The sequence below is a fragment of the Streptomyces sp. NPDC097129 genome (genome assembly GCF_055668065.1).
This window is the reverse complement of the sequence record NZ_JBVOQE010000017.1, coordinates 66,101-89,172: the sequence shown is the minus strand read 5'-3', so window position 1 is coordinate 89,172 and position 23,072 is coordinate 66,101. Positions and strand designations below refer to the sequence as shown.

General features: G+C 72.9%; 15 protein-coding genes. 3 read left to right on the top strand and 12 right to left on the bottom strand.

Features of this window, described 5'->3' with window-relative positions; all coding sequences use genetic code 11:
- Positions 1–15: 15 nt before the first annotated feature.
- Positions 16–552 (bottom strand): NUDIX domain-containing protein, encoded by a 537-nt coding sequence (locus tag AC0B9F_RS34590; RefSeq protein WP_472009284.1) that lies wholly within the window; start codon positions 550–552, stop codon positions 16–18.
- Between the two features lie 98 nt (positions 553–650).
- Positions 651–1,469 (bottom strand): M15 family metallopeptidase, encoded by an 819-nt coding sequence (locus AC0B9F_RS34585; RefSeq protein WP_472009283.1) that lies wholly within the window; start codon positions 1,467–1,469, stop codon positions 651–653.
- Between the two features lie 171 nt (positions 1,470–1,640).
- On the opposite strand from AC0B9F_RS34585, the gene AC0B9F_RS34580 reads away from it, so the two are divergent.
- Both AC0B9F_RS34580 and glpK read left to right on the top strand, forming a co-directional pair.
- Positions 1,641–3,263 (top strand): EAL domain-containing protein, encoded by a 1,623-nt coding sequence (locus AC0B9F_RS34580; RefSeq protein ID WP_472009282.1) that lies wholly within the window; start codon positions 1,641–1,643, stop codon positions 3,261–3,263.
- Between the two features lie 586 nt (positions 3,264–3,849).
- Entirely contained in the window at positions 3,850–5,370 is a 1,521-nt protein-coding gene (glpK, locus tag AC0B9F_RS34575) for a glycerol kinase GlpK (protein WP_472009281.1), read from the top strand.
- Between the two features lie 198 nt (positions 5,371–5,568).
- Here glpK and AC0B9F_RS34570 read toward each other — a convergent pair whose 3' ends face one another.
- Genes AC0B9F_RS34570 through AC0B9F_RS34550 form a run of 5 tightly spaced genes read right to left on the bottom strand, consistent with a single transcriptional unit; the run spans position 5,569 to position 13,719 of the window.
- Positions 5,569–6,174 (bottom strand): GTP-binding protein, encoded by a 606-nt coding sequence (locus AC0B9F_RS34570; protein WP_472009280.1) that lies wholly within the window; start codon positions 6,172–6,174, stop codon positions 5,569–5,571.
- A complete protein-coding gene (locus AC0B9F_RS34565) occupies positions 6,155–9,808 on the bottom strand; it encodes a hydantoinase B/oxoprolinase family protein (RefSeq protein WP_472009279.1) in 3,654 nt (1,217 codons plus the stop codon). The genes AC0B9F_RS34570 and AC0B9F_RS34565 overlap by 20 nt, the downstream gene beginning before the upstream one ends.
- A 24-nt stretch (positions 9,809–9,832) precedes the next feature.
- Positions 9,833–10,228 (bottom strand): DUF742 domain-containing protein, encoded by a 396-nt coding sequence (locus tag AC0B9F_RS34560; RefSeq protein ID WP_472009278.1) that lies wholly within the window; start codon positions 10,226–10,228, stop codon positions 9,833–9,835.
- A gap of 9 nt (positions 10,229–10,237) precedes the next feature.
- Positions 10,238–10,669 (bottom strand): roadblock/LC7 domain-containing protein, encoded by a 432-nt coding sequence (locus tag AC0B9F_RS34555; RefSeq protein WP_472009277.1) that lies wholly within the window; start codon positions 10,667–10,669, stop codon positions 10,238–10,240.
- Positions 10,666–13,719: a sensor histidine kinase gene (locus AC0B9F_RS34550; RefSeq protein WP_472009297.1), complete on the bottom strand. Its 3,054-nt coding sequence runs from the start codon at positions 13,717–13,719 to the stop codon at positions 10,666–10,668. Before AC0B9F_RS34550 ends, AC0B9F_RS34555 begins: the two co-directional genes overlap by 4 nt.
- Before the next feature lie 424 nt (positions 13,720–14,143).
- Between AC0B9F_RS34550 and AC0B9F_RS34545 the strand changes: the two genes are divergently transcribed.
- Positions 14,144–14,677 (top strand): hypothetical protein, encoded by a 534-nt coding sequence (locus AC0B9F_RS34545; protein WP_472009275.1) that lies wholly within the window; start codon positions 14,144–14,146, stop codon positions 14,675–14,677.
- 28 nt (positions 14,678–14,705) lie between these two features.
- Here AC0B9F_RS34545 and AC0B9F_RS34540 read toward each other — a convergent pair whose 3' ends face one another.
- From AC0B9F_RS34540 to AC0B9F_RS34520, 5 genes are all read right to left on the bottom strand, one after another.
- Positions 14,706–19,319 (bottom strand): hypothetical protein, encoded by a 4,614-nt coding sequence (locus AC0B9F_RS34540; RefSeq protein ID WP_472009273.1) that lies wholly within the window; start codon positions 19,317–19,319, stop codon positions 14,706–14,708.
- A 52-nt stretch (positions 19,320–19,371) separates the two neighbouring features.
- On the bottom strand, positions 19,372–20,244 hold the full coding sequence (locus AC0B9F_RS34535; RefSeq protein ID WP_472009271.1) for a hypothetical protein: 873 nt from the start codon (positions 20,242–20,244) through the stop codon (positions 19,372–19,374).
- Positions 20,241–20,603 carry a hypothetical protein gene (locus AC0B9F_RS34530; RefSeq protein ID WP_472009269.1) on the bottom strand — a complete coding sequence of 121 codons (363 nt, stop codon included), beginning with the start codon at positions 20,601–20,603 and terminating at the stop codon, positions 20,241–20,243. The genes AC0B9F_RS34535 and AC0B9F_RS34530 overlap by 4 nt, the downstream gene beginning before the upstream one ends.
- On the bottom strand, positions 20,600–22,126 hold the full coding sequence (locus tag AC0B9F_RS34525; protein ID WP_472009267.1) for a hypothetical protein: 1,527 nt from the start codon (positions 22,124–22,126) through the stop codon (positions 20,600–20,602). The genes AC0B9F_RS34530 and AC0B9F_RS34525 overlap by 4 nt, the downstream gene beginning before the upstream one ends.
- A gap of 147 nt (positions 22,127–22,273) precedes the next feature.
- The gene (locus AC0B9F_RS34520; RefSeq protein ID WP_472009265.1) at positions 22,274–22,981 is read right to left on the bottom strand and encodes a GntR family transcriptional regulator; all 708 of its coding nucleotides are present in this window, start codon (positions 22,979–22,981) and stop codon (positions 22,274–22,276) included.
- Positions 22,982–23,072: the final 91 nt, after the last annotated feature.

Below are 23,072 nucleotides of genomic sequence, written 5' to 3'. Positions count from 1 at the left end.
GCGGGGCGCCACGGCTCAGACGTAGCGGCCCTCGAACCACGCCCGTACGGCCGCCGTGTGCAGCGGGAACGCGAGGTGCTCCGGGCGGCGCAGCAGCTGCCAGCCCTGCGTCTCGTCCGTGGCCGCCGAGGGCGGAAGGCCGTCGACGGGGCGCTCGGGCAGCAGTCCGAGCAGGAGCAGGTGGCCGTCGGGGGAGCTCATGGCGTCGACGAGGCGGACGTCGCGGGCGGCCGCGTCGATGCCCGTCTCCTCCTTGAGCTCGCGGACGACGGCCTGCCGCCAGTCCTCACGGTCGTCGACGTAGCCGCCGGGCAGGGCGATGCCCCCGCGCGCGGGTTCGACGGTCCGGGTGATCACGATCAGGGCGGTGCCCTGTGTGTCGTACACGGGCTGGAGGGCGATCGCCACGGGCAGCGGGTTGCGGTAGGCGACCGTGCCGCAGCCGGAGCAGATGCGCGGCCAGCCGGTGACGCCCTCTCCGTAGGGCGCGCCGCAGCTCGAACAGTGGGAGCCGGGACCGGAGTTGGAAGTGGAGTGCTGAATTTCGGACACGCGCGGACTGTATCCGATCGGAGAGGGCGTCGACTTCGGTCACTTGACTGTGCCTGCAGGCCGCCTTCCAGGGGTCGGCGGTGTCTTCACAGCCGGCTTCAGCGGGCCGGCCGTGCCTTCGTCAGCGACTTGGCGGACACGGGGAAGTCGAAGTAGGTGTCCGGGTAGGGCTCCGGCTTGTAGGTGTAGTGCCACCACTCCTCGGCGAGGTTGACGAACCCGAGGCTCTCCAGGGTGCTTTTCAGGAGCAGCCGGTTGGCGCGTTGCTCGCCCTGGACGCGCGGATCGAGGGTGTGCGAAAGAGTGTCGAAACAGTCGAATCCGGTCCCCATGTCGATGGAGTTGTCCGGAAAACGTTCCTTCTTGGGGGCGTAACAGGGCACGAGAGGTTGCCCCGGCACATAGGGATGCGTCGGCCTGGCGGGCAGCCGCACGATCGTGAGGTCCATGGTCGAGCCGCGGCTGTGGCCGGACTTCTCCGCGATGTACCCGTCGGCGAACAGCCGGGTCTTGTCGACGTCCGGGTAGAACTCGGCCTTCATGCGGTGGTCGTCGAGGTCCTTCGCCCACCGCACGAAGTGGTCGACGGCGCGCTGCGGCCGGTAGCAGTCGTACACCTTGAGGCTGTAGCCCTCCCGCAGCAGCTTCTGCTGCGCCGCGTGGAGCGCCTGGGCGGCGGGCCGCGTCAGGATACACATCGGCTGCTCGTAGCCGTCGATGCGTGCGCCCACGAAGTTGTGCGGCGTGAAGTAACGGATCTCCTGGATGATCGTCGGGTCGACGGCTCTCAGGGCGACGAAGTCCGCGGGGGCCTTGGGTTCGGTGGACGCCCGGGCCGTGACGGAGGCGAGGGGCACGGTCAGCAGGGCGGTGAGCGCGGTGATCAGCGCACGCGCCAGACGGGGCAGTCGTGTCATGCCCCTTGCATCTACCAGGTAGCCGGGCCGGCGGGGGCCGATTACCCACATCTCCCGCCGTCCGCGCGGGGGCGGGGCGCCACCTCCTACGCTGAGTGATCGCTTCAGAATCCTGCGTGAACGTCTCATGAACTGCGCGTGGGCGCGCTCCCGTGGCGCCATCATGCTCCCGTGCGCTCCTGGACGGATACTCTCCGCTTCGCTTTCCAACCGGTGGTCAACCTCACCACCGGCGGGGTCGCGGGCCTGGAGATCCTCGCCCGCCCGGAGGCCGGCGACATCCTGGCCGAGGCCCGCCGCGACCCCGAACTCGACGGACAGCTCGCGGTGTCGGCGTTCCGGGCCGCCGTGCACAAGGAGACGCTGCTGCCGCTGCAGGTGAACGTCTTCGCCGCGACCCTGGCCGACCTCGGCGGACTGTCCGCGCTGCACGACGCGGTACGGCAGGCCGGCCGGCTGCCCTGGGAAGTGACCGTCGACATCGGCCCGCCGTACACGCACGTGCCGCAACGCGCCCTGCTGGAGGCCGTGAGCGTGCTGCGCCGCCAGGGCTTCCGGATCAGCGCCGACGGGGTCGGGGACGGGGATCTTCCGCTGCGGCTGCTCACGGACCTCTCCCCCGAGCTGATGAAGCTCGACGCGTCCCTGCTGGCGCGGCCCGCGGCGGTGCGGGCGATGCGGACGCTGTGCGACGAACTGGGCGCCCTGCTGGCCGTGGAGGGCGTGGAGACCGAGTCCCAGTGCGCCGCGGCGCTGGCGGCGGGGGCGCAGCTGGCGCAGGGCGAGCTGTTCGCGCCGCCGGCTCGGCTGCCCGCCGCGGACGTCTACGTGCCGCCCCGCTCCCCCGGCCTTGTCCCGGTGCCCCGCTCGGGCCCGCCGGTCCGGCAGTTCGTCCGCCCGGCAGCGCTGTTGCCCGCCGACGCCTCCGCGGGCCAGGTGCGGGCGCTGCTGACCGGGTCGCCCGACGTGTCGGGGGTGCTGCTGGTGGACCGGGCGGGGTTGCCGGTGCGGTCGGTGCACCGCTCGCGGTTCCTGCTGACGATGTCCGGGCGGTACGGCCACGCCCTGTACGCCGACCGTCCGGCGGCCAAGCTCGGGGATCTCCCGCGCACGGTGGGGATCGACGCCACCGCGTGGGAGGTGCTGGACGTCGTGGCGGTCGGCGGGCGGGACCGTACCTCGGACGATGTCGCCGTCGTCGACGGGGGCGGGCGCTGCGTGGGCGTCGTACGCCTCGCCGACCTGGTGCGGGCGCTCGCGGAGAGCCGCGTGGAGGAGGCCGCCGGGCTGAATCCGCTGACCCGGTTGCCGGGGTCGGACGCGATCACCGGCGAGGTGGACCGCCGGATCGCGGCCGGACGGGCGTTCGCGCTGAGCTGGCTGGACGTCGATCACTTCAAGCAGGTCAACGACGGGGCGGGGTTCGCGGCGGGCGACGAGCTGATCCGATCGGTGGGGCGGGCGCTGCAGCGGGCCGCGTCCGGCGCCACGCGCGTGGGGCACATCGGCGGGGACGACTTCCTGGTGCTCGCCGATCCGGAGGGTCTCGGTGCGCTGGCGGCGGCCGTGCTGGACGCGCCGTGGGCGGCGGGCGGCCTGCCGGTCACGCTGTCCCTGGCGACGGTGGTGTGCGCGCCGGGGAGTGTCGGCGACCACCGGGAGGCGGCGGCGTCCCTGGCGCCGCTGAAGCAGGCCGCCAAGGCGCTGCGCGGGGCGAGCTGGGTGCTGGGCCGAGCCGGGCTGGCCGGCCATGAGGTTCTGCGCGGCACCGAGGAGGCTCCGGTGGCGTCTTGAGGGCTTTCGGGCGCTTTCGGGCGCGGAAGAGGGCCATGAAGGCTTCAGGAGGGGCATGGGGGGCCGCGGGGTGCCTTCCAGCGGCGTGTGAGGACGAGGAAGCCGGGCGGGGGCGCGGGGTGCCCGTCGGTGCCGGGCCCGTCGATCGAACAGGCGGGCGATGTCGCACCGTGAGGGGTCGAACGCGTGCGGTCGCTCGCCTTGACGCTCCCTGAGCACCGGGGAAGACTTCCCGTTGTCAGCCGACATCGCCGTACATTCTCGGCGAATCACGCACCGTGCCGCGTGGGCTCTCTGCGTACCAGGCCTGTCTCGGGGCGGGTCGGCTGCGACGGCACGCTCGTCACGGGCGGACGCCGGACGGGGCGCCCAGGTGCCTCGCCCGCGACACAAGCCGCCACGGGAAAGCGCACCCTGCACGGAGCACCGAGGTTGATCATCGGCCGGACCCGGGAGCCGCCATGAGCAGCGAAGGCACCGCGACTCCGAGCGGAGTGGCACCTGGAATCCGGCGCCGGCCCGCTGCCGGCAAGGAGCGGGCCCCGTCCTCCACCCAGCCTGCTGAGCCGAAGCGCAAGGGGTAGCCATGACGGACAACGCCGACAAATACGTCGCCGCCATCGACCAGGGCACCACATCGAGCCGCTGCATCATCTTCAACCACTCCGGCGAGATCGTCGCCGTGGACCAGCGCGAGCATCGCCAGATCTTCCCGAAGCCCGGCTGGGTCGAGCACGACGCCACCGAGATCTGGTCGAAGGTGCAGGCGGTGGTCGCCGGGGCAGTCGCCAAGGCCGGGCTGCGCGCCGACCAGCTGAGCGCCCTCGGCATCACCAACCAGCGCGAGACGACCGTCCTGTGGGACCGCGCCACGGGAAAGCCCGTGCACAACGCCATCGTGTGGCAGGACACCCGCACCGCCGGACTCTGCCGCGAACTGGGCGGATCCGACGGGCAGGACCGCTTCCGCGAGCAGACCGGACTGCCTCTGGCCAGCTACTTCTCCGGGCCCAAGGCCGCCTGGCTGCTCGACAACGTGCCCGACCTGCGGGCTCGCGCCGAGCGCGGGGAGATCGCCTTCGGCACCATCGACTCCTGGCTCATCTGGAACCTCACCGGCGGCACCGACGGCGGACAGCACGTCACCGACGTGACCAACGCCGGGCGCACCATGCTGATGAACCTCGAGACCCTCCAGTGGGACCAGTCGATCCTGTCCGCGATGAACGTGCCGGAAGCGGTGCTGCCCGAGATCCGCTCCTCCTCGGAGGTGTACGGCACAGCCATCGGCCAGCTCGGCGGCGTCCCCGTGGCCTCGGCGCTGGGCGACCAGCAGGCGGCCGTGTTCGGGCAGGCCTGCTACGACGTGGGCAGCGCCAAGAACACCTACGGCACGGGCAGCTTCCTGCTGCTCAACACCGGCAACCGGCCGGTGCCCTCCAAGAACGGGCTGCTGACGACGATGGGCTACAAGATCGGGGACGAGCCTCCGGTCTACTGCCTGGAGGGCGCCATCGCGATCACCGGTGCGCTCGTGCAGTGGTTCCGCGACCAGCTCGGCATCATCCGCACGGCCGACGAGATCGAGCCGCTCGCGGCGAGCGTCGAGGACAACGGCGGCTCGTACATCGTGCCCGCGTTCTCCGGGCTGTTCGCGCCGTACTGGCGCTCGGACGCGCGGGGTGTCGTCACCGGGCTGACCCGGTACGTGACCAAGGCGCATCTCGCGCGCGCGGTGCTGGAGGCCACGAGCTGGCAGACCCGTGAGGTCGTCGACGCCATGTTCCAGGACTCGGGCGTGGAGATCACCAGCCTGAAGGTCGACGGCGGCATGACGAAGAACAACCTGCTCATGCAGCACCAGGCGGACGTGCTCGGGGTGCCGGTGATCCGGCCCGAGGTCTCCGAGACCACCTGCCTGGGCGCGGCCTACGCCGCCGGGCTGGCCACCGGGGTGTGGAACGACCTGGACGAGCTGAAGGCGCACTGGAAGAAGGACGCCGAGTGGACGCCGTCCATGGAGGACGCGGTGCGCGAGCGTGAGTACCGCAACTGGCGCAAGGCAGTGGAGAAGAGCTTCGGCTGGCTGGAGGACGATGACGACTGACACGGTGACGCCCGACCACGCGCGCGTGCACGCTGCCCGAGCCGGCTTTCCCGGCGCCTGAGAGGTACGCGCGCGTGCGGGCCGGATGCAACCGGCGCCCGAGACGCACGCGTGTGTGCTGCGGGCACGGCTTGCGGCTCGCACCCTGGTCGCGCGGCTCGTACCTCGGTCGGCGGGGGTACGAGCCGCGTCCGTGCGTCAGGTGGTGACGGCCCGGCGGTGTTCGGCCGTGTACGCCATGGCGTGCTGGACGACGCCGATCAGCACGTCCTTGACCGACGCGCGGTCGCGGGCGTCGCACAGCACGACCGGGACCGCGTCGTCCAGGTCCAGCGCCGCGCGGACGTCGTCGGCCGGATACCGTGCGGCGCCCTCGAAGCAGTTGACGCCGACGACGAACGGGATGGAGCGGCGCTCGAAGTAGTCGACGGCGGCGAAGCAGTCCTCCAGGCGGCGCGTGTCCGCGAGGACGACCGCGCCGAGCGCGCCCTCCGACAGCTCGTCCCACATGAACCAGAAGCGTTCCTGGCCGGGCGTGCCGAAGAGGTAGAGCACCAGGTCCTCGCGGAGGGTGATGCGCCCGAAGTCCATCGCGACGGTCGTGGTGTGCTTGCTCTCCACTCCTCGCGTGTCGTCCACGGGGCGTCCCGCCTCGGTGAGCAGTTCCTCGGTGCGCAGCGGTCTGATCTCGCTGACCGCGCCGACCAGGGTGGTCTTGCCCACGCCGAAGCCGCCGGCCACGAGGATCTTGAGCGTGACGGGCTCGACCGGGGGCTTGCCGCGTTCAGAGCGCCCGAAGATCATCGGTTCCTTCTCCTGCTCGATGGGGTGCGTCCGGCGGCGGGCCGTAGCCTCCTCCGCCGGGGGTTTCGATGACGAGTACGTCGCCGGGTACGACGTCGGCCGAGTCGCGGCCGGCCAGTTCGGTCACCGTGCCGTCCGCGTGCTCGACCCGGCCCGCGCCGAGGGCTCCCGGCTCGCCTCCGGCCATCCCGTACGGCGGCACCCGGCGGTGCTGGGACAGCGTGGAGACGGTCATGGAGGCGTCGAAGCGGATCCGGCGCACCGCGCCGTCGCCGCCGCGCCACTGTCCGGCGCCACCGCTGCCGCGCCGGACCGCGAACTCCTCGAGCCGCACGGGCAGCCGCCACTCCAGTACCTCGGGATCGGTGAGGCGGGAGTTGGTCATATGGGTCTGCACGACGCTCGCGCCGGCGAAACCGTCGCCGGCGCCGGACCCGGACGCGACGGTCTCGTAGTACTGGTGCCGGTCGTTGCCGAAGGTGACGTTGTTCATCGTGCCGGAGCCCTCGGCCTGCACGCCCAGCGCCGCGTACAGCGCGCCCGTGATGGCCTGCGACGTCTCGACGTTGCCCGCGACGACGGCGGCGGGCGGCTCGGGGGCGAGCATCGAGCCGGGCGGGACGACGATGTTCAGCGGGCGCAGGCAGCCGTCGTTGAGCGGGATGTCGTCGGCGACCAGGGTGCGGAAGACGTACAGGACAGCGGCGTTGACGACCGAGAAGGGAGCGTTGAAGTTGGTGTCCAGCTGGGCGGAGGTGCCGGTGAAGTCGATGGTTGCCGCGCGCTGTTCGCGGTCCACGCGCACGCGTACCCGGATCACCGCGCCGGAGTCGGTCTCGTAGGCGCACTCCCCGTCGTCGAGGGCGTCGATCACCCGGCGGACTGCCTCTTCGGCGTTGTCCTGGACGTGCCGCATGTAGGCCTGGACGACGTCGAGGCCGAACGTGTCGATCATGCGGCCGACCTCCTCGACGCCCTTGTGGTTGGCGGCGATCTGGGCCCGCAGGTCGGCGAGGTTGGTGCCGGGGTTGCGGGACGGGTGGGGCGCGTCGGTCAGCAGGCGGTACGTCTCCTGCTCACGCAGCCGGCCGCCCTCGGCGAGCAGCCAGTTGTCGAACAGGACCCCTTCCTCCTCGATGGTCCGGCTGTCCGCCGGCATGGAGCCCGGCGCGATGCCGCCGATCTCGGCGTGGTGGCCCCGGGAGGCGACGTGGAAGAGGATCCGCTCACCCCGCGTGTCGAAGACAGGAGTGATCACGGTGACGTCGGGCAGGTGGGTGCCACCGTGGTAGGGGTCGTTGACGGCGTAGGTGTCCCCCGGGCGCATCCGGGCACCGCGGCGCCGGATCACCTCCTTCACGCCGGTGCCCATCGAGCCCAGGTGGACGGGGATGTGCGGGGCGTTGGCCACCAGGTTCCCGTCGGGGTCGAACAGGGCGCAGGAGAAGTCCAGGCGCTCCTTGATGTTGACCGACTGGGCCGTGGACTCCAGGCGGGCGCCCATCTGCTCCGCGATCGACATGAAGAGGTTGTTGAAGATCTCCAGCAGGACCGGGTCGGTTTCTGTGCCGACATCGGAACTCTGCGTGACGGCGACGCGTTCCATGACCAGATGCCCGTCGTCGCGGGCGACGGCCTCCCAGCCGTCGTCGACGACGGTGGTCGCACTGGTCTCCGTGATGATCGCGGGACCGGTGACGGCGCGGCCGGGAGGCAGGTGCTCCCGGCGGTGCAGGGGGACGTCACGCCAGGCACCGCCGGTGTGCAGCCGGACGGTCTCGGGGGTGGCGGGGGTGCCTTCGTACGGGGCGAGGGCGGACAGATCGGGGGGTGTGGTGATGCCGGTGGCTTCGACGGAGAGGGCTTCGACGACGATCGGACGGTCGAGTGTGAAGGAGTACGTGGCGCGATGACGTTCTTCGAAAGCCTGCCGCATGGCGTCCGGCTCGGTCAGCTCGACGGAGAGGGTGGTGTCGGTGCCGTCGTAGCGCAGCTGGGCGCGGCGGCTGACGCGGATGCGGTCCTCGGGCACGTCCTCGGCGAGGAGTTCCGCGCGGGCCGCGGCCTCCAGGTCGTCGGCCGTCCGGTGCACGCCGGGCAGGGCGGACGGGTTCAGTGGGGCCTCGACGGACTGTTCCCGCATCGCCGTGGTGTCGGCGAGGCCGATGCCGAGCGCGGACAGCACGCCGGCCATGGGCGGTACGAGGACGGTGCGGATGCCGAGGGAGTCGGCGACCATACACGCGTGCTGTCCGCCCGCGCCGCCGAAGGTGGTGAGGGTGTAGCGGGTGACGTCGTGGCCCTTCTGCACGGAGATCCGCTTCACCGCGTTGGCGATGTTGGCGACGGCGATCTGCAGGTAGCCCTCGGCGACCTGTTCGGGTGTGCGGTCGTCGCCGGTGCGCTCGCGGATGTCCCGGGCGAGCGCGGTGAAGCGGTCCCGGACGACGTCGGCGTCCAGGGGCTGGTCGCCGTCCGGGCCGAAGACCGTGGGGAAGTGCGCCGGCTGGATGCGGCCGAGCATGACGTTGGCGTCCGTCACGGCGAGCGGTCCGCCGGCGCGGTAGCAGGCGGGGCCGGGGTCCGCGCCCGCCGAGTCCGGCCCTACGCGGTAGCGGGAGCCGTCGAAGTGCAGGACCGAGCCGCCACCGGCCGCGACGGTGTGGATGTCCAGCATCGGGGCGCGCAGCCGGACCCCTGCGATCTGCGTGGTGAAGACGCGTTCGTAGGCGCCGGCGAAGTGCGAGACGTCGGTGGAGGTGCCGCCCATGTCGAAGCCGATGACGCGGTCGAACCCGGCCAGTTGCGACATCCGGGCCATGCCGACGATGCCGCCGGCCGGCCCCGACAGGATCGCGTCCTTGCCGCGGAACTGCCCCGCTTCGGCGAGGCCCCCGTTGGACTGCATGAACATCAGCCGCACGCCCTTCAGCTCGTCGGCGACGTGCTGCACGTACCGGCGGAGCACGGGCGAGAGGTAGGCGTCGACGACGGCGGTGTCCCCGCGCGGGACGAGTTTCATCAGGGGGCTGACCTCGCTGGACAGCGAGATCTGCGGGAAGCCGACGCGGGCGGCCAGCTCACCGACGGCCTGTTCGTGCGCCGGGTGGAGATGGCTGTGCATGCAGACCACGGCGACGGCGCGGATCCCGTCGTCGTACGCCTGCCGGAGGGGCCCGGTGAGAGCGTCCAGGTCGGGCGCGCGCAGCACGGTCCCGTCGGCGGCCAGGCGTTCGTCGACCTCCACCACCCGCTCGTAGAGCAGCTCGGGCAGCTCGATGCGGCGGGCGAAGATGTGCGGGCGGTTCTGGTAGGCGATGCGCAGGGCGTCGCGGAAGCCACGGGTGATCACCAGCAGGGTGCGTTCACCCTTGCGTTCGAGCAGGGCGTTGGTCGCGACCGTGGTGCCCATGCGTACGGCGTCCACCGGGTCCGCGGAGCCGGCGAGCAGCGTGCGCACGCCTGCGACGGCCGCGTCGCTGCTCGGCGTCCCCCCGCTGGAGCGAAGCCGCGAGGCCGAGAGGGCGGGGGTGTCGGAGAGCAGCTTGTGCGTGAGGAGGCGGCCGTCGGGGCGGCGCGCGACGATGTCGGTGAAGGTGCCGCCCCGGTCGACCCAGAACTGCCAGCCGGTCATGTCCTCACCCCGCTTCCGCGCTGTTCACAGCGCTCGCAGGCCGTTGATCACGTCGCGCAGAATACTCTCGTCCGGCAGGTCGGCAGGCGGTACGGGCCGGTTCACATGGACGAATTCGGCGTGCACGAGGTCACCGATGAGGACCCGGACCACGCCGATGGGCAGATCGAGCTCCGCGGCCAGTTCGGCGACCGACTGCGGGGTGGTGCGGCACAGCTCCACGATGTCCACGTGCTCCGGGGACAGCGCGGGATCGGCTTCCGGGTCGCCCGCGCCGGATTCCGTGACGACCACCGCGATCAGGTCGAGGCGGTGCTGGGCCGCACTGGTGGTGCGGCCGCGCGTCATGGCGTACGGGCGGACGACCGGTCCGGCCTCCTCGTCGAACCAGCGGCTGCTTGCCTGACCGTCTGCGCTCATGACCTCTCACTACCCGCCGGAGGGCAGATCGGTGCGCGGTGCGGTGCCCAGATGCACACCGACCCGCTTGACCAGGAGGGTCATCTCGTAGGCGACCTGGCCGACGTCCGAGTCGGCGTCGGACAGCACGGCGAGGCAGCTGCCGTCACCGGCGGCGGTCACGAAGAGGAAGGCGTCGTCGAGCTCGACCACGGTCTGGCGGACGCTGCCCGCCTCGAAATGCCGGCCCACGCCCTTGGCGAGGCTGTGGAAGCCCGAGGCGACGGCGGCGAGGTGCTCGCTGTCCTCCCGGGTCAGATCCCTGGACACGCCGGTCGGCAGGCCGTCGCCGGAGAGCACGATGGCCTTGCGGATGCTCGCGACGCGGTCCACCAGGTCGTCGAGCAGCCAGTTGAGCTCCCCGTTGCTGGTCGTGCGGTCGGTCGGCTTCGGTGCGGTCATCGACCGTCCCCCTTAGTGGTTCCCTGTGGTGCTGTGCCGCGCTGGGCGTTCTCGCCCGCGGCGTTCTCCTCGCGGCCGCGCTGCCAGCCACGCTGGAGCGAAGCCATACGGCTGCGTACTTCTTCCGCATCCCGGTTCTCGGGCTCGTCCGCTGGGCGCCGGGAGTCTCGGGACGGCGTCTGTTTGAGCTGCGGTGCCAGGCTGGCCTGGCGCACCCGCCGGGGCAGCGGGCCCTGGCCGGCGGGTGCCTGTCCGGGTGTGCCGGGAGGCGGGGCGCCCGTGGTGTCCCGCTCGCCGGAGGAGGCCCGGTCGGGCAGGCCGGTGCTTCCCGCCGCCCGCGGGTCCTGGCCCTCCGGGCTCGCTCCGGTCGCCGCCGGCTCGATGCCGCCCGGCGCCGTCGCGGGCCGGCTCTCCGGGGCGTCGTCCGTGCCGCCGCGGGTGAGTTCGCGCCGTCGCCGGGCGTCGGGGTCCGGGGTGTTCGACGGTGAGGCGCCGCCCCGCGTCCGCAGGGGCAGCGCGGGGACGTCCGCCGGGTCGTCGGCGGCGGCGGCGGCGGTGACCGGTTCGGCCGGACGGCGGTCGGCCGTTCCGCGCTGGTGCGGTGCCGGGCCGCCCCGGCGCCGGGTGGGCAGGGGCGCCAGGTTCTCCGCGTCGGACGACGGGCGCCTGCCCTGTCGGGGCGCGGGCTCCGGGCCCTCCTCGTCCCGCGGTGCCCGTCGCTCGCCGACGGGGCGGCCGTGCGAGCTGACGAGCTTGGGGGTCTGGCGTCGGGGCGGCGGCACCGGGCCGCCGGCGGCATGCATCCGGTCGTCGGAGTCCGCGGCGTCCGGGTCGCGGTGGGCGCCGAGGCTGCCGCGCAGCGACCCCCGCGGTTCGCCCGGCGGGCCGTCAGCGGCGTCCGGTGTCCCGGTCAGGGAGCGGCGAGGACGGAACAGAGCGTCGTCGCCGTCCTCGTCGAGGACGGCGGGCAGGTCGCCGAGCGCGTCCAGATCGACGGGGGCGTCCAGCTCCACCGGCCCGTCCAGCAGGGAAGCGGGCAGGCCGGGCAGGTGCACGGGCCCCTTGGTGAGGACCGCCCTGCGCCGGCCGGCCGTCTTGGTGTCCTTGGCGGTGTGCGGACGGTCCAGGCGGAAGCCGATGCCGTTGGTGTCGGGGACGTCGTCGCTCAGCAGCGCGTCCGGCAGGAACACCACGGCGGTGGTGCCGCCGTAGGGGGAGGGCTGCAGGGAGACCCGGACGTTCTGGCGCTGGGCGAGCCGGCTGACCACGAACAGGCCGAGCCGGTCGGTGTCCGACAGTTCGAACTCGGGCGTCTCGGCGAGGCGCAGGTTGGCGTCGAGCAGGGCCTCGCCGGTCATACCCAGGCCGCGGTCGTGGATCTCCAGGGTGAAACCGTTGGCGACCCGCTCGCCGATGACGTGGACGGCGGTGTGGGGCGGCGAGAAGACGGTTGCGTTCTCGAGGAGTTCGGCGACGAGGTGGGTGAGGTCGGCGACCGCGGGGCCGGTGACGGCGACCCGGGGCAGCCGGCGGACCTCGATGCGTTCGTAGTCCTCGACCTCCGCGACGGCGGCCCGGACCACGTCCATGAGCTGGACGGGCTTGCGCCACTGCCGCGAGGGGGCGGCGCCGGAGAGGATCACCAGGCCCTCGGCATGCCGGCGCATACGGGTCGTCAGGTGGTCGAGGCGGAAGAGGTCGGCGAGTTCCTCGGTGTCCTCGGTCCTGCGCTCCATGGTGTCGAGCAGGGTGAGCTGCTTGTGCAGCAGGACCTGGCTGCGGCGGGCGAGGTTGACGAACACCTCGGACACGCCGGCGCGCAGCTGGGCCTGCTTGACGGCGGCTTCGACGGCCGCGCGCTGCAGGGTGTTGAGAGCCTGCCCGACCTCGCCGATCTCGTTCCGGTCGTATTCCAGGCGCGGTACCTCGGTCTCGACGTCGACCTGTTCGCCCGCGGACAGACGCCGCATCACGCTGGGCAGCCGTACGCCGGACGCCTCGTGCGCGTCCAGGCGCAGCTGGCGCAGGTCCCGGACGAGTGCCCGTCCGATGCGCACCGACAGCAGCAGGGACAGCACGAGGGCGACGAGGCCGAGAGCAGCGGCGAAGACCGCTTTGAGGATGACGTTCATCGCTACGGGCTCGACCCGGTCCTGGTAGCGGTCGCTCGCCTGGTCGTCGAGGGCGCCGAGTTCCCGCAACGCGGTGCCGGCTGCGGTGTCCCAGTCCTTGGCGGTCACATCGTCGGGCATGCGGCCGGGGGACGCGGAGACGACGGACTGTTCGGCGGTGCGCAGCGGTGCGGTGGTGGCGTTCTTCCAGAAGCGTTCGTAGCGTTCGCGCTCCGTGGCGGGCAGCTGCGGAAGGCTGACCTCGTAGAGGACCTCCCGCTGGGCGACCAGGTCGGAGACGCGGCGTGTCTCGGCGCGTTGGATCTTCCCGACGACCAGAGCGGAGCCGAGGAGCGCGTCCTCGCGGGAAAGCAGTTCGCGGGCCCGGGCGGTGTTGACCAGCGCCCGGTACTCCTTGTCCATCTCGACGCTGTCGACGACGTCCAGTTTGGACAGCAGGGTGAAGCACGGGTCGACCAGCCGGTTGTAGAGGTCGAGGGCCTGGGCGCGGGTGACGGTGCCCTGTTCGACGCTGCGGCGCAGGGAGTCGATGCCGTCGAAGGCGTCCAGGACGGCGGTGACGCCCTCGCCGTCGTCCCCGTCGAGGTCCTCACGCACATCGGACTTCGCGGCGTTGCGGCGTACCTCGGCGACGGCCTTGTCGGTGGCGGTCCGGGTGCGGTGCAGCGCGGACAGCGCGTCGGCGGCCCTCGGGTCGGCCAGATAGACGAGGGTCTGACGGCGTTCCTGTTGCAGGACGCGGACGGTGTCCCCGACCGGAAAGCCGACGTTCTCCATGACGGAGGAGACGCTGAACAGCCGGCCGGCCTCCCGTCCGGTGAGTACCGTGGCGAAGCCCCAGATCGCGGTCAGGGACACCAGCGGCACGAGAAGCAGCGCCACGATCTTCCGGCGGATCGACTTCCCGCGAAAGCGCATGGCCTCCCCCAGCTCGACCCCCATCAGCAGGGGGTACACATGTACGTCAACAAACGGCGCGAGCCTACTACCGACGCAGAGGTAACTCGAAGACCCGTCCGGAACCTGAACTTCCGTACCGGGGGCGCGACATGCGGAGGTGTCCGGGCATTGCGGGAGATTGTCCGGCGGACCACGGCGGGACGGCCGCCGCGGGACGGCGTACCGAACTACGGGAAGTGGCTGGATTTTTTCGCCGCGTGGGAATCTTCGGGCGGTCCTGTTCGTCCTTCTCTACAGGAAATAGGGGGCGGAAGGCGCCACAGGAGCCACATCCCGCCTCCCGGGGGCATAAAGCAGAGCAAGCCGGGCAGCCAGACAAGGAGCCGGAGACCTTCCGGCACCGAGGGGAACGGTTCGACCGGCGGTGGGGAGGGGCACGTTGATGGGCACGGCGGAGCGGCGCCAGACGCCTGGCACCGGCACGACGGGAAGCACGACGGCGTGGCAGGGACGGCAGCAGCCGGATCCCGGCACTCGAGCCGACGAAGGGCCGACCGGGCGGCCGGTTCCCGAAGGCCGGGAGACGTACCGGCCGTTGTGGGTGGAGGAGCCCGCGCGGCGGCGCCGGCTGCCCGATCCGGTGCGCACGGCCGCCGTACGGGCGGTGCTGATCATCGCCGTGACGCTGATACAGGCCGTGGCCGCCTTCCTGTGCACGATGGCCGGGTCCTGGCTGGCCTTCCCGATGGTGCTGAGCAGCATCGCGAGCACGGTGGTGGCCACTTGGAGCGTCCTCGACGTGTGGGTGACCCGCCAGGTGTGGAACCAGCGCAACGGCGTGGTGTCGATGCCGAGCAGCACGGCGCGGGCGTTGCGCCGCGAGCGGCGGCGGGCCCGGCGGGTGGCACGGGTGGCCGAGCGGGGCCAGAGCCGAATACGGCGGCGCGGGGGCGCCGGTCAGCTGTCGCATCCCTGACGCCGTTCCGCCCCGCCGTACGCGTGGACTAAGAGGTGGTCGGAGCCGGGCGTTTGAACATCCGCGTCGCGGTGATCTCGCTGTGCGCCGCCTCCCCGGCGGGGATCTGCTGGGGCAGACCGGGCCGCAGATGCTCCTCGACGCTGATGTACTTCAGGCCCGCCCGCAGGTCGGCGTCGTTGCGCAGCCGGATGACCAGCGGGAACTCCGCGAGGGCGGTGGTGTCGAACAGGCCCGTGGTGTACAGCAGTTGCACGCCGAGCGCGTCGGACACCGCCCGCTGCAGCTCCAGCAGGTAGGTGGCGTTGGCGCGGCCGATGGGGTTGTCGAGGAAGAGCGTGCCGGCGTGCCGGTGCTTGTCCCGGCCGCGGTCGTTGGACCGCAGCGCGGCCATCGTGCAGTACAGCGCGATCGCGGCGGTGAGCAGCTGGCCGCCGGAGAACACGTCGCCCATCTGCCCGACCGGCACCCGCTCGGCGCGCAGGACGGCGTCCGGCTTGAGGATCTCCACGGCCACGCCCTTGGGCTGCAGCGCCGCCGCCACCCCGCGCAGCAGCAGGGACATGCCGTCGCGGCGCAGATCGGAGTTCTTCTTCACGGCCGCGCGGGTGGCCTCGTCGATGACCTCACCGAGACGCTCGGTGAGCGTCGCCTGGTCCGGTTCCTCGAAGCGGATGCGCAGGAACTCCTGCCCGGACCACTCGCCGAGCCCTTCGGGCAGCCGCGACAGCCGTTGGGCCGAGCGGAGGGTGGCCAGCGCGGTCTCCACCAGACCGCGCAGCCGGTCCACGATCGAGTCGCGGTTGCGTTCCAGCTGCGCCAGCTCGTCGGTGAGGACGCGCAGGCGGGGCGCGAAGGCGTCCGCCCACTTCTGGGCGTGCTCGGGCAGCGCGGAGGCGGGCAGTTCGCGGATCTGCTGCCGGGCGGGGGTGCGGACCTGCTCGTAGCGGGTGGAGTTGGCGTGCCGGACGAGGATGTCGCTCGCCTCGCGGACGGCGGTGTCGGCGGCGGACAGGTCGGCGGCGCAGCCGCGCAGTGAGCGGCGGGTCTCCGCGGCCGCCTGGCGGGCCTCCTCCAGCGTGCCGGGGTACGGCTCGGGCTCCTCCTGCTCCTCCTCGGCGGCGTGTTCGCGCAGCAGGTCGCGGAGCATCGCGGCGAGTTCCTCGAAGCCGCCGACCGCGTCCTCGGCTGCGCGGTGGGCCTGGAGCAGTTCGGCGTGCGCGTCGCGGGCCTCGGCCAGCGCCTCGGTACGGGCGGCGAGTTCGGCACTCGCCGTGCGCAGCAGGGCCTGCGCGTGCTCGGCGTCGCGCGGGAGCATCTCCTCGGGCAGTTCGGTGTGGGCCTCGCCGTCCTCGGGGGCGTGTCGTTCGGCCTCGCCGCGCAGCCGGCCGAGCTGTTCGCTGGCGTTCGACATACGGGTCTCCAGGAGCTGCACCAGCTCCTCGGCACGGGCGGCGGCCGCCTGCCGGGACGGCCCGTCGGAGCCGTCGGGGGACTCCAGCAACTGCTCGGCGCGGGTGCGGACCTTGTTGCTGAGCCGGTCCAGTTCCGCGCGGGCGGCGCTCTCGTCGCTCTCGGCACGGGCCTGCTCGGCGCGCAGATCGGCGCCGACGCCGACCTTCTCGTACACCTGGGAGGCGGCCCGGTAGGCCTCACGCAGGGCGGGCAGGGACGCCCTCGGCGTGTCCCCGTCCGTCTCCGGTACGTCGTCGGGGGCGCCGGCGATCTCGGAGCGCTCGGCGCGCAGCGCGCGTGCGGTGCGGCGGGAGTCGTCGGCGGCGCGCTGGGCGGCGCGGCGGTCCTCGTCGGCGGCGCGGGCCCGCTCCAGGCAGGCCTGGGCGCGGGCCTCGGACTCCGTGGCCTCGTCGGCGAGTTCACGCAGGCGGGCCTGCCAGCCGGCGCGTTCGCGCAGCCGGAACGCGAGCCCGGCCAGGGCGTCGGCGGCGCGGCGTGCCTTCTGCGCCGCCTCCTGCCGCTCGTCACGGACGCGGACCGCTTCGGCGGCGACCTCCTCGGCCTCGGCACGGGCGGTGCGGGCCTCGGTCAGCTCCGCCTCGCTCTCCTCGGCGAAGGCGCGCGCCTCGCGGGCCGCCTCGGCGAGTTCGGCCAGCCGTCCGGCGGGGCAACCGGTGCGCCAGGACGCGAGCCGCGCGGACAGCTCGCGGTCCTTGCCCAGGCGGGCGGCGAGCGCGCGGATCTCTTCGTCGCGCTCGGTGGCCCGGGCGCGCAGCGCCTGCCGTTCCTCGTCGGCGGCGTGCTCGTCGTGCATGGCCGGGTTCGGCGGGACGAGGAACACGTCGCCGGTGTCCGTCTCCGCGGCCGGGGTGGGGGCGAGCAGGGCGGCGGCCGTGCCGACGGCGACGGCCGAGCGGGGCAGCAGGGCCGCGTCACCGAGCGCCTGCCGTGCGCGGGCGTGCGAGGCGGGGTCGGTGATGATCACACCGTCGACCAGCTCGGGCCGGGCGGCCAGTACGCGCGCGTGGTCGGCGGGGTCGACGGCCTGGGCGAGGTAGCGCCAGCCGGGCAGGGCGGGGATGCCGTGCTCGCCGAGGAACTCGACGGTGGCCAGCACGTCGGGGCCGGGCGGCAGCAGACCGCCGTCGCCGAGCGCGCCCAGGATGCGGGCGTCGTCGGCGGCGGCCGTACGCAGGTCGAACAGCTGGCGTTCGGCGAAGGAGACGGCGTCGTCGAGGAGTTCGCGCAGCTCGTCGGCGCAGCGGTCCAGCTCCTCCGGGGTGAGGGCCCCGCGGACGCCGTCGCCGTCGCCCTGCCGGGGCTGCGGGATGGCGGAGCGCGCGTCGGTGAGGCCGAGCAGCTCGGCGAGCCGCTCCTCGCGCGACAGCGCCTCGGCGGTGCGGCGCTCGCCGTCGTGGGAGCGCTCGGCGGCGGTGGCGGCGTCGGCGGCGCGAGCGGCGGTCAGTTCGGCGCGGGTCTCGGCGGCGGCCGCCTCGCGCGCGTGCTCGGTGGCCCGGCGGGCGGCCTCGCGGGCGGTGTCCCAGGCGGCCACCGCGGTCTTCTCGGCGTCGCTGGCGGCGAGTGCGGCGCGGGCGGGGTCGGCGTCCGGTGTGCTGTCGTCGAGCCAGCCGGCGCGAACGGCTTCGGCGGTCTCCTGCTCGACCTCGGTGAGGCGCTGGCGCAGATGCCCGATCTCGCTGCGGGCGCGCTGCGCTTCGGTCGCGGCGGCCGTGGAGTCCCGGTAGGCCGCGTCGCTGACCTCCTGGAGCTGCGCGGAGCGCTCCTCTTCCTCGTTGGCGAGGTTCTCGGCGTTCTCCGCGGCCGCGTGCAGGGCGCGGACGAGCTCCACGGCGGCCTTGGCGCGGGCGGCCAGCGCGGGCGCGGCGTCGCGTTCGGCCTCCTGGATCGCCGCGGACACGCGGGCGACCCGGTCGGCGGCGGCACGGTGGCGCAGGACGACCTCGGCGGCCTGCCAGGCGGCGTGCAGGGTGCGGGCGTCGGCCAGCTCCCGCTTCTGCGCGGCGGCGGCCTTCTCGGCGGCGGTCAGCGCCAGGGAGGCGTGCCGGTAGGCGAGTTCGGCCGCGATGAGGGCGCTGCGCTCGCGGGCGCTCTCGGCGTGCGTGACGGCGTAGGCGGCGGCGGTGACCCGCTGGGCGAGGTCGCTGGCGCGGGCGCGCTCCTGCACGGCCCGTGCGGTCAGCCGGCGGGCCAGGGTGCGGGTGCGGCGTTCGGCGCCGGTGTGGACGTCACGCGCGCGTGCGCGGGCGTCGGCGGCCTCGACGATCCGGCCGAGCAGGTCGACGGAGCCGGCGGTGAAGTCGCGTTCGGCGATCAGCTCGGCGCGCCGGCCGAGTTTGTTGCCGAAGCCGCCGACGAGATCGGCGAGGCCGTCGGTGTCGCGGGTGTCGGTGACCGCGCGCAGCAGCAGGTCGGTGAAGTCGGAGTCCTTCTTCACCGCGAACAGGCCGGCTGCCTCGCCCTCGTCCGCGTTCATCTCCCGCTGGTAGCGGAAGAGTTCTGGGTCGAGGCCGAGGTCGCCGAGGTGCTCGATCCAGCGGTCGTGGATCTCCTCCCAGTGCACCTCCAGGTGCGGGTACGCCTTGCCGGCCTCGGTGATGGCGTCGCGGAAGCCCTTCATGGTGCGGCGTCGGCCCTGCGCGCCGGACTGGCCCTCGACGGACGGGCGTACCGCGGTGGACTCGGCGACCGGCAGATTGTCCAGAGTCAGTCCGGGGCCGGGCCGGAAGGAGTACCAGGCCTCGGCGAACTTGCGCGGGTCGTTGGAGACCTGGCGGCCGCGCCACTCACTGACCTTGCCGACGACGACGCACTCGCCGGTCTGCACGTGCTGCCACTCCAGGGCGACGTGACCGCAGTCGTCGGCGAGCAGGAACTTGCGCAGCACGCCGGAGCTGGCGCCACCCAGGGTGTTGCGGTGACCCGGCAGCATCACCGAGAAGATCAGCTTGAGCAGGACGGACTTGCCACCGCCGTTCTCCAGGAAGAGCACACCGGCCGGTGCGGGGCGGCGCGGCGGGCCGACCGGCTCCTCCTCGAAGAACTCCGCCTGGGTGGGCGCGGGATCGGGCACGGGCTCGCCGACGCCCCGCAGGTCAAGCACGGTGTCGGCGTAGCGGGCACCGGCAGGACCGATGGAGTAGAGGCGGACCCGGGACAGCTCGTACATGGCGGACTCTCGTCAGTCTTCGAAAAAGGTGCGGTGGTTCGGCGGGTGCGGGTCAGGAGTGGAACGGCAGCCCGGCGTCGGCCACCAGGTCGTCGCTTTCCTCTGCGGGCAGCAGCGTCGGCGAGCCGTCGGTGACGGGGACGACGCCCAGTTCCAGCAGTTCGGCCATGGCGGCGCTGCCGGCCATGTCACGCACCTGGAGCTGGTAGCGGGCCGTGGTGCGGTAGGTGCCGCCGTTGTCGTCGCCGGTGCGCTGCAGGAACCCGGAGTCGGTGAGGAAGGCGACGGCCTTGGCGACGATGCCGGTGGTCGAACCGGCGAGCCGGCGGGCGTCCTTGGTGGCGCCGGTGGCGCTGCGTCTGGCCCAGATCCGCCAGGCCGCCTCGAGGCCGGGCGCGTCGGCGGCCGGGTCGGTGTTCTCGCCCTGCTCGGCGGCCCGCTCCTCCAGGCGGCGGCAGGCCTGCCGGACGAAGGCGTCGACGCCGTTGACGGTGACGCGGCCGATGTAGCCGTCGTCGGCGAGGTCCTCGGGGCGCGGGAAGGCCAGGGCGGCGACGGCGAGGTGGGCCAGGCCGTGCAGGAAGCGGTCGCCGGAGTCGGCGGAGGCGCGACGCGCGTAGTCGCCCATGCGGACGGCGAACACGGAGTCCTCGGCGGCGGTCACGGCCATCCCGGCGCGCGGGGACACCTCCAGCACCACCAGGCCGAGCCCGGCGGCGACGGCGTCGGCGAGCCGGGCGAAGGGCGGGTCCTCGCGGTAGCGGCGCAGCAGGTCGGCGTACTCCTGGTCGCGGGCCGGCTGGAGTTTGGGCTGCAGCCCGAAGGCGACGAGCCGGGCCGCGTCGGCGGCGTCGGCGGGGGTGACGGCGGCGGTCGCCGGGGCGGGTCCGGCTTCCGGCTCACTCCACTCGACGTGCTCGGTCACGGCTGTCGCTCCTTGTCGTGCGGGTCGTGCGGGTCGGGCTGGTCGTGCGGGTCATGCCGGTCGTGCTGGTTGTGCGCGTCGTTCTTGTCGCGCGGGACATGCGGGGCCTCCGGGTCGCGCGGATCATGCGGCGCTTGCCGGCAGTTCGGCTTGCGCGGGTCATGCCGGGCGTGCTGGTCCACCGGGCCGAGCGGGTCCTGCTGGTCCACCGGGCCGTACGGGTCCTGCTGGTCCACCGGGCCGTACGGGTCCTGCTGGTCCACCGGGCCGTACGGGTCCTGCTGGTCCACCAGGCCGTGCGGGTCCTGCTGGGAGGCCAGGGCCCGCGGGCAGTCCGAGATCCGCCGGTACTCACTCATGCCGCTTCCGTCCGGTCCGCGGCCATCCCCGCCGCGTCCAGCAGCGCCGTGCCGACGATGAGGTCGGCTCCGCCGAACTCCCAGTCGTCCAGTTCGGTGCCGTCGTCGACGGCGAACAGCAGCTTCTCCTCGCCCTGCCGGTAGGCCGTGCCGAAGGGCGGGCTGGCCGCGTGCACGGCCAGCAGGGCGACCAGGTACGGCAGCTCGGGATCCTTGCCGCGGGCCTCGGCGAGCAGGCCGGACAGCCGGCGCGGCGCGTCGTGCGGCAGGTCGAGCAGCTCCTGCGCGGCGGCCATCTGCTCCTCGCTGAACCGGCTGTCGTCGGGCGTGGCGACCAGGTCGGGCTCGGGCATCTCGGCGCCGAGGTGCTCGCGCTCGACGGGCGGGGTCAGCAGGATGTCGACCAGGTCGCCGACCCTGACGGCCACCGGCGTGCGCAAGCCGGTGCCACGGCGGAAGAACGCGTCCGTCACGCGCGTGGCCTGCTCCAGCGGCAGTGGCAGGGTCGGCGCGAGGAGGTGGCCGTACAGGTCGAGTCCCGATGTCGTCAGCGGCGTGGCGAAGGCCTGCCGGTCCTGTTCGGCGCGGAAGAGGGGGCCGGCCTCCAGCAGGCGGGACTGGAGCTGGGTGTGGCGGCGGATGCAGTCCTTGACGATGTCGACGAGCTCGGCCCCGCGCCGCTTGTGCTCGGGATCCTCGGACTCGTCGCGGGCCTTGCGGATGTTGGTGAGGATCGCGTTCTCGTGGCGGTAGCGCTCGGCGACGTGGTCGAGGGCCTCGGCGATCATGTCGGGTACGGCGTTGAGCCAGTCCACCGCGCGGACGTTGCGTCGGGTGGCGTCCAGGGCGCGGCGCAGCGTCTCGGAGTACTGCACGGTCCGGTAGCGGGCCTGCTCGGCGGCGAGCTGGGCATCGGCCAGCCGGCCGCGGCTGATCAGGACCTCCAGCTTGACCTCGGCGGCGATCTGGGCGCTGGTGACGTCGGTGTCGAGGGCGCCGACGAGGACGTTGACGGCTTCGTCGGTGGTGCGCAGATAAACCGTGCCGCCGGGGCCGGGGACCTCCTCGATCAGCTTGAAGTCGTAGTCGCGGCGGACGTAGGAGCCGTCGGCGGCGAAGGTGCCGTACACCACGCGGAAGCCGCGGTCGACGCTGCCGACGTTGATCAGGTTCTCCAGGACCCAGCGGGCCACCCGCTCGTGCTCGGGGCTCGGGCGCTGCGGGGCCTGGGCGGCGATGCGCGGGATCAGCCGGGCCACGATCTGCTCGTGGTCGGCGCCCGTGTCGAAGTCCATGTTGAGTGTGACGAGGTCGATGGCGGCGAGGGCGATCTCCGCCATGCCGTACACCGAGTACTCACCGGCGAGGTTGGCCTTGCGCGCGTCGAGGTCGTGGATCGGCGCGGTGCAGGCGAGCGCGCGCAGCCGCCGCGCCAGTCCCTCGTCGGCGGCCGGCCCCGGTGCGGGGCGCGGCCCCGCGCTGAGCTGGGGCGGAGCACTGTCCGTCGATGCAGGCGAAGTCACGGTGCACAGACTAGGTCCTTGGTCTGACAACAGCCCAAACGAGCGGCTCCGCCGGGGAGCGCCGGGTATGTGCGGTTGTCGTTCGGGGGCGGGCCCGGATGTGGCTGGTCGCGCGGCTCCCCGCGCCCCTGGGGAGTCCTCCGGCCGTCAGCCGGGAAGGGGGCCCTCGTCTCCGACCCGCCGTCGGTAGACCTCGACCACCCGGTCCAGGGAGTCGCGCAAGTACACGGCCAGCAACTGCTCTGCGCCCTCTTTGTTCCCGTTCTGCAACATATGCAGGATCTGCCGGTTTCGCGCCAGGTACGGCTCGTGCAGCTGACGTGGATCGTCCACCACGTGGAAGGCCAGGCGGAGTTCCGCGAAGACGCTGCGCATCACCTCGTCGGTGCGTTCGCTGTCGGCCAGGGCGACCAGCTCCTGGTGGAAGTGGATGTTCGCCGTGCCCAGCGATTTCCAGTCATTCTCGGTACTCGCCCGTTCGCCCTCGGCCACCGCCGCGGCGAGGCCGTCGAGGGTGTACGGCGGGTCGCCGAGACCCCGTACGACCGCGCACTCCACCAACGCGCGCGTGCGGTAGATGTCCTGCACGTCCTCGACGGTCAGAACCCTTACGAACACCCCCCGGTTGAGTTCGTGGACGAGCAGGCGCTCGTGGGTGAGCAGCCGGAACGCCTCGCGCAGCGTGTTGCGGGACACGCCGAGCGCGCCGCCGATGCTGTCCTCCGACAGCCGGGTGCCGGGCGGGAAGAACCCGTCGGCGATCCGGCTCCGCAGGATGTCCGAGACCCGTTCGGCCGTGCTGGTACGACCCAGAAGGGCACGGTCGTCGGCCAGTGACGCCAGCTGCTCTGCCATGCCCGGAATTCAAGCGCAGATAGAGGGACGAGACAACGGGGGTATTGAAGGATCGTTGAACGATCCCCTACGGTGCTGCGCACGGCTCTTC